At 75.0% G+C, this 9,676-nt stretch carries 7 protein-coding genes and 2 pseudogenes; 5 read left to right on the plus strand and 4 right to left on the minus strand.

Annotated features, from left to right (window positions below; all coding sequences use genetic code 11):
• Window positions 1-1,023: extracellular catalytic domain type 1 short-chain-length polyhydroxyalkanoate depolymerase (locus tag GCU69_RS16025; RefSeq protein WP_156206425.1), on the minus strand; the 1,023-nt coding region annotated here is incomplete at its 3' end.
• Window positions 1,024-1,062: 39 nt separating this feature from the next.
• On the opposite strand from GCU69_RS16025, the gene GCU69_RS33765 reads away from it, so the two are divergent.
• Window positions 1,063-2,514 (plus strand): helix-turn-helix domain-containing protein, encoded by a 1,452-nt coding sequence (locus GCU69_RS33765; RefSeq protein ID WP_235978510.1) that lies wholly within the window; start codon window positions 1,063-1,065, stop codon window positions 2,512-2,514.
• A gap of 307 nt (window positions 2,515-2,821) precedes the next feature.
• Here GCU69_RS33765 and GCU69_RS34760 read toward each other — a convergent pair.
• Both GCU69_RS34760 and GCU69_RS34765 read right to left on the minus strand, forming a co-directional pair.
• Window positions 2,822-3,043: pseudogene (locus GCU69_RS34760) on the minus strand (alpha/beta hydrolase); the annotation flags it as partial.
• Window positions 3,044-3,319: 276 nt separating this feature from the next.
• A pseudogene (locus tag GCU69_RS34765) lies at window positions 3,320-4,042 on the minus strand (alpha/beta hydrolase fold domain-containing protein); the annotation flags it as partial.
• Window positions 4,043-4,554: 512 nt separating this feature from the next.
• Between GCU69_RS34765 and GCU69_RS16045 the strand changes: the two are divergent.
• From GCU69_RS16045 to GCU69_RS16060, 4 genes are all read left to right on the plus strand, one after another.
• Window positions 4,555-5,364, plus strand: a complete 810-nt coding sequence (locus tag GCU69_RS16045) for a polysaccharide deacetylase family protein (protein WP_156206426.1) — start codon at window positions 4,555-4,557, stop codon at window positions 5,362-5,364.
• A gap of 134 nt (window positions 5,365-5,498) precedes the next feature.
• Window positions 5,499-6,839, plus strand: coding sequence for an SGNH/GDSL hydrolase family protein (locus GCU69_RS16050; protein ID WP_156206427.1), 1,341 nt, complete (start codon window positions 5,499-5,501; stop codon window positions 6,837-6,839).
• A gap of 406 nt (window positions 6,840-7,245) precedes the next feature.
• On the plus strand, window positions 7,246-7,674 hold the full coding sequence (locus GCU69_RS16055; protein ID WP_156206428.1) for a cupin domain-containing protein: 429 nt from the start codon (window positions 7,246-7,248) through the stop codon (window positions 7,672-7,674).
• Window positions 7,671-8,072 (plus strand): GNAT family N-acetyltransferase, encoded by a 402-nt coding sequence (locus tag GCU69_RS16060; RefSeq protein ID WP_156206429.1) that lies wholly within the window; start codon window positions 7,671-7,673, stop codon window positions 8,070-8,072. The genes GCU69_RS16055 and GCU69_RS16060 overlap by 4 nt, the downstream gene beginning before the upstream one ends.
• 163 nt (window positions 8,073-8,235) lie before the next feature.
• Here the strand turns inward: GCU69_RS16060 and GCU69_RS16065 are convergent, their stop codons facing one another.
• Entirely contained in the window at window positions 8,236-9,096 is an 861-nt protein-coding gene (locus GCU69_RS16065) for a calcium-binding protein (RefSeq protein ID WP_156206430.1), read from the minus strand.
• Window positions 9,097-9,676 lie beyond the last annotated feature (580 nt).

Raw genomic sequence — 9,676 nt, forward strand, 5'->3', positions numbered from 1 at the left:
GTCCAGGCCGAAGAACGTGACGGCCCGGGCCGCCATGCCGCTCTGCGGCAGGTTGTGGCCGGCGCCCTGGATGCTGATGGCTTCGACGGGTGTCTGGTCGCCGGTGCCGCCGTAGCGGGTGCGGGTCCAGCCGGACTGCGGGGTGTCGGTGGAGTCGGGGGTCCGGCTCAGTCCGTGGACGTTGGTCCACTGGTCGATCTGCTCGGTGAAGTTCGGGTAGCGCAGGGTGTCGTCGTTGGTGCCGTGCCAGATCTGCATGCGGGGCCGTTCGCCGCTGTATCCGGGGTACGCGGCGCGCGCCAGGTCGCCCCACTGCTGCGGTGTCCGGTCGACGGTGCCGCCTGCGCAGGCGCTGTTCCAGCCGGAGCCGTCGTTGTTGGCGAAGCAGCTGTGGGGTACGCCGGCGAAGGCGGCGCCGGCTTGGAAGACGTCGGGGTAGTTGCCGAGGAGGACGTTGGTCATCATGGCGCCGGAGGAGGCGCCGGTGGCGTAGATCCGGTCGGGGTCGGCGTTGTGGTGTTGTTCGACGTGGCGGACCATGGAGCGGATGCCGACGGGGTCGCTGCCGCCGTCGCGTTCGAGGGCCTGGGCGGAGGAGACGTCGAAGCACTGGCCGCTGCGGGTGGCGGAGGGGTAGACGACGATGAATCCGTGGCGGTCGGCGAGGGAGGCGAACTCGGTGCCGGAGAAGAAGCCGGGTCCGGTGCCGGTGCAGTAGTGCACGGCGACGAGGACGGCCGGGTTCTCGGGGACGTTGTCCGGTACGTACAGGTGCATGCGCAGGTTGCTGGGGTTGTCGCCGAAGTTGGTGACCTCGGTCAGCTGCGCGGCCGGAGCGGCGGCTGCGGCGGCCGCGGCGGGGGAGGCGGGGGAGGCGTCCGCGGGTTCGGCCGCCGCCGGGGACGCGGTGCCGCACACCGCCGCCAGCAAGGGGAGAAGACCGCCCGCGAACACGGCGAGCAGCTTCCGGAACGGGGTCCGGGGCGCTGCTGCCCTGCTGTGGGGCGCAGGACTGGTGGACATGGGACTGTCCTTTCTGGGTTGCGGCTCTAAACTGCGGCCGTGAAGGGATTGCTGCTGCGGCTGTCGGCACTGGACCCGGACGCGGCGACCGCGCTTCGCGTGATCGCCCACTTCGAGGCCCTGCTCAGTGGCGCGCCCGACCCGGTCTCGCTGGTGAGGTCCACCGCGGGGCTCGCCGAATGCCCGGCCGGACTGGAGCTGGCCGACGGCCGGACGGTGCGTTTCGGGCCCGACGGGCACGCGCTGGCCGGCGTCCCCGAACGGGTCTCCGGGGCGGCCGTTTTCGGCCCGGCGGCGCGCGTTCCGGCCGTTCCGGATACGGCCGGGGAACGGGACGGCGCGGCCGCCGAAACCGGCACCGGCACCGGCATCGCGGCCACGGGCACCGGGATCCCCGGCGGCACGGCCACCGGTAGCGCGGTCCCCGGTACGGGGACCCCCGGCCCCGGGATCTCCGGACTCGTCGGCGGCAGGGAACAGGGCGCCGCCGAGCGGGCGGCCGCCGAGGGCCCGTACGGTGGCCCGGACCCCGCCGCCCGCCCGGGTTCCGCCGTCGCCCCGGCACCCGGGGAGACTCCCTCCGGCCCGTCCGGCCGCGTCTGGCTGGAGCGGCCCGGTGCCCCCGGCCCCCTCGACGAACTCGTCCTGGAATGGATGGCGCTCGCCGCCCGGGTCGTCGTCGCGGACAACCGCAGGCCCCGCGAGCCGGAGCCGCCGCACGTCGCCGACCCGGCCCTCGTCGAACTGGTGCTCTCGGAGCGGGAAGCCGTCGAGGACCGGGCCCGCGCGCTGCGCCTGCTCGGCCTCACCCCGGAACTGCCGCTCCGCGTCCTGGCCGTCGCGGGCGGCCCCGGCACGGAGGTCGGGGTCGAAGCGGTCGCCCTGCTCGGCCGCAGCGGTTTGCGGGCCGTCGTGCGGATCGCGGGCGTCGGGGAGCTGGGGGCCGTACTGGTGCAGCCCCGGGACGGCGAGACCGCCTCGCCCGCCGAGGAACTGCGCGCGGTGACGGCCGAGCGCATGCGCGAGGCGGGTGCGGCGCGGCAGTCGGCCCGGCGGGTACGGGCCGGAGTCGGCGGCAGCAGCGCCGCACTGGAAGCGCGCACCTCCTGGACGCAGGCCCGGAACGCGCTGCGGTTCGCGGTCGCAGGCGACCCCGCGGAGGCCGTGATCGACCACGATGCGCTGGGCCCCGTGGCCCTGCTCGCGGAGATCCCGGTGGAGCTGCTGCACGCGCAGCCCGACGTACGGGCCCTCGCGGCCCTGGCGGAGGGCGAGACCGACGGTACGGGCATCGCCGCCCTGGCCGCGTTCTGCCGTACCGGCTCGCTGCGCCAGGCCGCCACGGAACTCCATCTGCACCACAGCTCGGTGGCCGCGCGCCTGGCCCAGGTGGAGGGGGCGCTGGGGTGGCGGCTGCGCGACCCGGGGGACCGCTTCCGCGCCCAGCTGGCGCTGTACGCCTGGCGGCTGGCGGCGGCGTCACGGAAGTGAGGCCGGGCCGTACGGCATTGCGGACGGGCCGGAGAATGAGGCCGGTCCGGGAGACGAGGCCGGGCCGGGCCCGTGCCGGATGCCCGGCGGGCCGTACGCGGACTCCGGTCGGCCGCGCCCGCGCGGGCGCCCGGGTCTGCCGTACCGGCGCGAGGACCGGCCGCGCGGGCCCGCGGGCCGGTGGTGCCGGAGAACGCACGCACGTCCGGGCCCACCCGGAGGTGCGGGCCCGCCGCCCGGGCGCCGCGGCGCGAGCCGGCCGGGCCGTCCCTCCGCACCGCCGGGCGTAAGGCGCTCACCGCCCCGCTCACCGGGCCAGCACCCGGCGCAGCGCGCCGACAGCCCCCGCGGTGATGCGCTGGGCCACGTCCGAGTGCGTGACCATGACCGCGCCGTGGAAGGTGCCCGGGAAGAGGTGCAGTTCGGCCGGGACTCCGGCGGCCAGCAGCGCGCGGGCGTAGTCGACGCCCTCGTCCCGCAGCGGGTCGAACTGCATGACCGAGACGTATGCGGGCGGCAGACCCGCCAGCCCCACCGTGCCCGGAAGTCCCCCGGCACCGGGAAGTCCCTCGGCACCGGGAAGTCCCCCTGTGCCGGCAAGTGCCCCGGTGCCGGACAGGCGCCCTTCCCCCGGCAGCCCCCCGGGCAGTCCGGCCGTGCCGGGCCGCCCCGCGGCGTCCGGTCGCTCCTCGCCGGCGGCCGGCCCTGCCGTGCCGGGAGGCTCCTGGCCGGCGGCCGGTCCGGAGGCACCGGCCGGTCCGCCCGCCGCGGGGCCGTACCGCAGCGCGGCGCCGGCGAGTTCCGCCGATCCCGCCCGCGCGGGCGCCGCGTACGGCGGGACACCGGCGGAACCGGGCACTCCGGGACCGAGGTAGGCGTCCCAGCTGAGCCGGGCGTTGCGCCGGTTCCACACCGGGGTGTCGGTGAACTCCAGGGCGCTCGGGGTGGCCAGCCGGTCGTCGAGCTCGGGGCTCATCAGCAGCTGGAAGCAGATGTCCGGGCCGCCGCGGTCGCGCGCGAGGAGCGCCAGTCCGGCGGCGAGCCCGGCACCGGCGCTGTCACCGCCCACCGCGATCCGGTCGGCCCGGATGCCCAGCTCGGTGGCGTCCTTCGCGAGCCGGCAGAGGACCGCGTAACAGTCCTCCAGCCCGGCCGGGAACGGGTGCTCCGGCGCCAGCCGGTAGTCGACCGAGACGACGAGCGCGGGCAGTTCGCGGCTGAGCATCAGATTCCAGGCGTGGTCCACATCGGGCGAACCGACGACGTAGCCGCCGCCGTGGAGGCTGAGAATGGCCGGCAACGGGCCGCGGACGCAGCGCGGACGGTAGATCCGCACCATGACGTCGGGCGCGCCCTCGGGGCCCGGCCAGCGGACCTCCTCGACGTCCACCCCGGCCTCGTCCGCCGCCGACACCGCGTCGGCCAGTTGCTCCGCCTGCGCCGCCCGGGCCGCCGGAACATCGGAGATGTCGACCTCCGGCATCATCACGACGGCCGCGGCGAGTTCGGGGTCGTACGGGTAGCGCATGCCTTCCTCCGGTCGGACGTGGGGTAGTGGCGCCCCGTGGCTCCGTACGGACCCCGGTGGGCGGGTCGCGAACGGCGCGCGCCACCTCCGACGAGCGTGTGGCGTGAGAACCGTGACACGGCGGATCCCCGCAGGTCATCAGACAGGTGTCGGGAGAACTCCCGCGCCGGTCCGACACCCGCGCGCTCTTCGTAACATTTTCGGCGCCACCCGCTCTCGTACGGCCTCCAAGGACGTCCCCGACCTGCGGAAACGGCAGTCGAAGGGTTCGATGTACGGCTCTTGACGTGCGTGAACACCCTTTCTAACGTCACCTCCGCCTGTCCGGAAGGGCGCCGGAAATTTTCGGCCGACATGTGCCGGGCGGGTCCACCCGGAGACGTTCGGCCCTCCCTTGCGTACCCAGGGACCGGGGCCCGCCGTGCAGGGGCGGGAACCGGGGAACGGCCGGGCCGGGCAACAGCCGGAAACAGCCGGACAACAGCCGGAAAACAGCTGAAAAGGGGTCAGGGATGACGAGGAAGAACGGCACGACCGGCAGAACCGGGACCGGGCGGCAGGACGCCGTCCGGTCCGCACAGCCCCGGCGCGGGCGGCGCCCGGTCGGCCCCGTGCTGCTGTTCGCGGGGCTCGCCGGCCTCTGCCTGACGGTGGTCGCCCCCGCGGGAGCCTCGGAGGCACCCGCGGCGGACCGCGGGCCCGGCCGGGGACACGCCACCTCCGCGATCGTCGACTCCACCCGGCACGACGGCCGGTCCGTCGCGCTCACCTTCGACGACGGCCCGAACCCCACCGACACACCGAGGCTGCTGGAGGTGCTGCGCGAGCACCGCGTCAAAGCCGTCTTCTGCCTGTGGGGCGAGCACGTCGAGCAGCATCCGGAGGTGGTCCGCGCGATCGTCGCCGACGGCCACGCCCTCTGCAACCACACCATGCGCCACGACGACATCAGCGCCTGGTCACCCGAGCGGATCCGCGCCGACCTGCGGCAGACCAACGAGGCGATACGCAGGGCCGTGCCCGGATCGGCGCCGGTCCGCTGGTTCCGTGCCCCGTACGGCAGCTGGGGCGAGCACGCGGCGGACGTCGCGGCCGGGATGGGCATGCAGCCGCTCGGCTGGCGGCTCGACATCGCCGACTGGGAGCCGCCCGGCACCGACGAACTGGTCCGGCGCCTGGAGGAGGGCATCACCCCGGGCGCCGTCGTACTGCTCCACGACGGGGGCGGGGACCGGAGCCAGACCGTCGAGGCCGTCGACCGCGTCATCCCGGTGTTCAAGGACCACGGCTGGCGCTTCGACCGGCCGGCCCGCCGCGGCTGACGGGAACGCCGCCCGGCCCGCCCGCCGGGCGGCATCCGGGGCGCCCGCCCCGGCGTCCCGCCCGCGCCCCCGCCCATCACCCCTGCCCACCGCGCTCGTGCCCGGCGCGACGTCCAGCCGAGGAGAACAGACCTATGAGAGCACCGACCGCGTGGCCGACCGCGCGGAGCACCCGCCGGGGCTTCCTGGTGTCCGCGATCGCCGGGGCGCTCCTGCTGACGACCGGTTACGAGGCCCCCGCCGACACCGCCCGCCCCGGCACCGCCCGCTCCGGCGACGGCCGGGCCTGGGTGGGCACCTGGTCGGCCGCGATGACGACCGTGCCGGAGTCGGACGACACCGCCTTCGAGGACCAGACGCTGCGGCAGATCGTCCGCACCGGCATCGGCGGTGACACCCTGCGGGTCCGGCTGTCGAACGAGTTCGGCGAACAGCCCCTGGTCATCGGCGAGGCCCGGGTCGCCCGGCAGTCGGAGGACGGCCCCGGTTCGCGGATCGAGCCGCGCACCGACCGGAAACTGACGTTCGGCGGCCGGTCCTCGGTCACCGTCCCGGCCGGGGCCCCGCTCCTCAGCGACCCGGTCGACCTGCGCCTCCCGGAGGCCGCCGACCTCGTCGTCAGCATTCACCTGCCCGAGCGCACCCCGGCGACCACCGTCAACGCGTTCGCGGCGCAGACCAACTACGTCGCCGACGGCAACGTGACCGGCCGTACCGATCTCGCGGACGCCACGACCACCGACCGCTGGAACTTCCTCAGCGGGGTCAGCGTCCGTACCTCCGACCGTTCCTCGGCCGTCGTCGCCCTCGGCGACTCCATCACCGCGGGCACCGCTCCGGACGCCAACAACCGCTGGTCCGACCATCTGGCCCGGCGGCTGGCGGAGTCCCGGAGCGGCGGCCGGCACGGGAGCGGCGACCGGGGCGTGCTCAACAAGGGCATCAGCGGCAACCGCCTGCTGTTCGACCCCAACCCGCCGGCGGGCCACGAGGCCGAGGCGTACGCGGCACTCTTCGGCGAGAGCGCCCTGCGCCGCTTCGACCGCGACGTCCTCGCCCAGCCCGGCGCCCGTCATGTCGTCGTCCTCCTCGGCGTGAACGACCTCGGGCACCCCGGCACCAGCGCACCCGAGTCCGAGCGGGTCTCGGCCCGTGACGTCATCACCGGCCACCAGCAGCTGATCGCCCGCGCCCACGAGCGCGGACTGAAGATCTACGGCGGCACCATCACCCCGTTCAAACACGACACCCTGGGCTTCCACAGCCCGGAGAACGAGGCTGCCCGCCAAGCGGTCAACCACTGGATCCGCACCAGCGGCGCGTACGACGGCGTCGTCGACTTCGACAAGGCGCTGCGCGACCCGGAGGACCCGGAGCGGCTGCGCCCGGCCTACGACAGCGGGGACCACCTGCACCCCAACGACGCCGGCAACAAGGCCATGGCGGAGGCGATCCCGCTCCGCTTCTTCCGCTGACGGCCGGCCCGGCAGGCCCCGCCGTCAGGCGTCATCAGGCCACTGTCCGAGGAGGGGGAGGGCCGGGCGCCCGGAGTCCGCAGGCTCCGGCGCCCGGCCCTCGCGCCGCGACGCCCGGGCACACGGCCGGCCGAGGGGAGTCCCGTACGCGGCCGCCGGGCCGAGGGGGAGTCCCGTACGCGGCCGCCCGGCCGGAAACGAGGCCCGCGCAGATCCGGTCCCCCGGCGGAAACGAGGCCCCGCACACGTCCGGTCCGCCCGGATGCCGGGCACGCACAGGGCGGTCGCGGTCTGCCCGGGAGCCGGGGCCGCACAGGTCCGGCCCGCCCGGGAGCCGGGTCTTCACGCGGCCGGTCCGCCAAGAACGTGCAAGCCGTCCGGCGGGCCTCCGCAGCAGAATGAGGGCATGACGACCCAGCCCGCACAGCCCGCACAGCCCGCACAGCCCGTGAACCTGACCGAGGCGCTGGCCTCCTTCGACGAGGTCTACAGTCCCCGGATCGTGACGCGCATGAACGACTACGACGTACGGATCGCCCATACGCGAGGGGAGCACGTCTGGCACGTGCACGAGGACACCGACGAGTTCTTCCTCGTCCTGGACGGCCGGTTCGACGTGGCCCTGCGCGACCCGGACGGGGCGGAGCGCACCGTGGTGCTCCACCGGGGCGACACCTTCGTGGTGCCCCGTGGCACCGAGCACAAGCCGTCCTCGCCCGGCGGCTCGATCCTCATGTTCGAACCCTCCGGCACCTCGACGACCGGCGACCGCCACGAGGGAGACGTTCCCGCGCACGTGGACAGCACCACCGGCCACGAACTCGGGACGGCATGACGCCGCTTCCGGTCTTCGAGTGGCGCGGCGCGATCGACAACGCCGCCCTGAACGCCCTGCACGCCGAGGGCTTCGGTCAGCCGCCCGCGGGGACCGACTGGCGTGCCCGGCTGCACCGGCACAGCCTCGGCTGGGTCTGTGCCCGTACGGACGGCCGTCTCACCGGCTTCGTCAACGTCGCCTGGGACGGCGGCGCGCACGCCTTCCTGCTGGACACCGTGGTGGCCCGCGAGCGGCGCGGCAGCGGCGTCGGGGCCGGGCTCGTCGCGACGGCCGTACGGGGGGCGCGCGCCGCGGGGTGCGAGTGGCTGCACGTCGACTTCGCTGCGGAACTGCGGCCGTTCTACCTGGGCGCCTGCGGTTTCCGCGCGACGGAGGCCGGCCTGATCGCCCTCTGACCCCCCGGGCGGGAGCACGCCGACGGGCCGGTGCGGGAAGCCGGTGTGTCGGCGCCCCGGTCCTCGGCGCCCCCGTCGAGGAACCGGGAGGCGCGCCGTGGCCGCGCCTCCCGGTGCGGGAGACGCGGCCACGGTTCACGGGACCCGGCGGCCGGGCCGCCGCTCAGTCCTGGTGCACCTCGTTCGTGCCCGGGCCGCCCGAGAGCGTGTCGCTGCCGGTGCCGCCGTACAGCACGTCGTTGCCGCTGTTGCCGTACATCGTGTCGTTGCCGCCCTCGCCGTACAGCGTGTCGTGGCCCCTGCCGCCGTAGACCAGGTCGTTGTCGCTTCCGGCGCGCAGGATGTCGTCGCCGTCGTCGCCGTAGAGGGCGTTGATGTCGCCGGTTCCGGTGACGGAGTCGTTCCCGGCGCCGCCGCGGCACGTGTACTGGCAGGCACCGACGAGGACGTCGTCCCCGTCGCCGCCGTCGGAGCCGAGGCCGTTGCTGCCGTCGATGCGGTCGTCACCGCCGTCGCCGTTGTACTGGATCTGGCCGACGCCCTGGAGGACATCGTTGTCCGGGCCGCCGTGGACCGCCGCGATCGCGCTGTTGTCGGAGGTGACGGTCACGGTGTCGTCGCCGTCACCGAGGTCGGCCTCGTAGATGGTCGAGTCGTCGGAGCCCAGCGGAGCGGGAACCGTGCACTGCACGACGGTGCGGTCGTCCGCCGACGGGAAGAGGCAGCTGTCCCACTCGCTCGCGGACGCGTCGATGGACATCTCGACCCGGTCGCGGAAGGTGACGCGGTAGTCCGAGCCGAACTCGGAGGGATCGGCGTCGACGTTCTCCACGGAGATCGTCAGCTCGTTCGTCTGTCCGGCGGCGGCCTTGTACCAGACCGCGCCGTCCTCATGGACGAGAGTGGCCGGGCCGGCGGCCGCCGCTGTCTCCGGGGCCGCGTGGGCGGCGGGTGCCATGAGCGCCGTCCCGCCGAGGGCGAGAGCGAGGCCGGCGGCGGCTGCGAGGATTTTGTGCTGAGGCATGCAGAAGTGACCCTTCGCGAAGCTGGTGGTCCTGGTTCGTGGTCCTGGTTCGTGGTCGTGGTCTTGGTCGGAGCGGCCGGCGCGGGGGCTCCGGTGGAGCCGTATCACCGCCGGCGCGCCGTGCCCGGAGAGCGGTGTGGTCGGTCGTGCTCTCCGAACATTCCTTCAGACACCCCGCGAGAGGGCCGGAGTTGCGCTGAAACGACACTTCAGTGGCCCCGGGCAAACATGTCATTCGGGCGCTTCCGAGCGTTACGCCGGAGTGCACCCGCAGGCCACCCACCGCCACCGAGCGGCCTCGCCGCGGCCGGCCCACGCCCGCAGACCCCGCGGACGCCCCCGCCCGCGGGGCCACTGCCCCTGGACCGGCCTCCGGCTTCCACGTCCGGGGTCGGCAGCCGGCTTCCACGGCCGGGGCCCTGCCCGGGGTCGGCGTCCGGCCTCCACGGCCGGGGCCACTGCCCCTGGCCGACTGCCTCCGGCCTCCACGGCCGGGACCACTGCCCCTGGCCGGCTGCCTCCGGTCTCCACGACCGGGACCACTGCCCCGGGCCGCCCACGGCCGAGGGCCGCCACCCCC

The organism is Streptomyces lycii, assembly GCF_009735685.1.
GTDB lineage: Bacteria > Actinomycetota > Actinomycetes > Streptomycetales > Streptomycetaceae > Streptomyces > Streptomyces lycii.

Bases quoted from the DNA above. Each gene is read 5' to 3' on its own strand.
- GCU69_RS16060 (WP_156206429.1), top strand. From the start codon at position 7,671: ATGACGCCGCTTCCGGTCTTCGAGTGGCGCGGCGCGATCGACAACGCC.
- GCU69_RS16065 (WP_156206430.1), bottom strand. From the start codon at position 9,096: ATGCCTCAGCACAAAATCCTCGCAGCCGCCGCCGGCCTCGCTCTCGCC.
- GCU69_RS16050 (WP_156206427.1), top strand. From the start codon at position 5,499: ATGAGAGCACCGACCGCGTGGCCGACCGCGCGGAGCACCCGCCGGGGC.
- GCU69_RS16045 (WP_156206426.1), top strand. From the start codon at position 4,555: ATGACGAGGAAGAACGGCACGACCGGCAGAACCGGGACCGGGCGGCAG.
- GCU69_RS16055 (WP_156206428.1), top strand. From the start codon at position 7,246: ATGACGACCCAGCCCGCACAGCCCGCACAGCCCGCACAGCCCGTGAAC.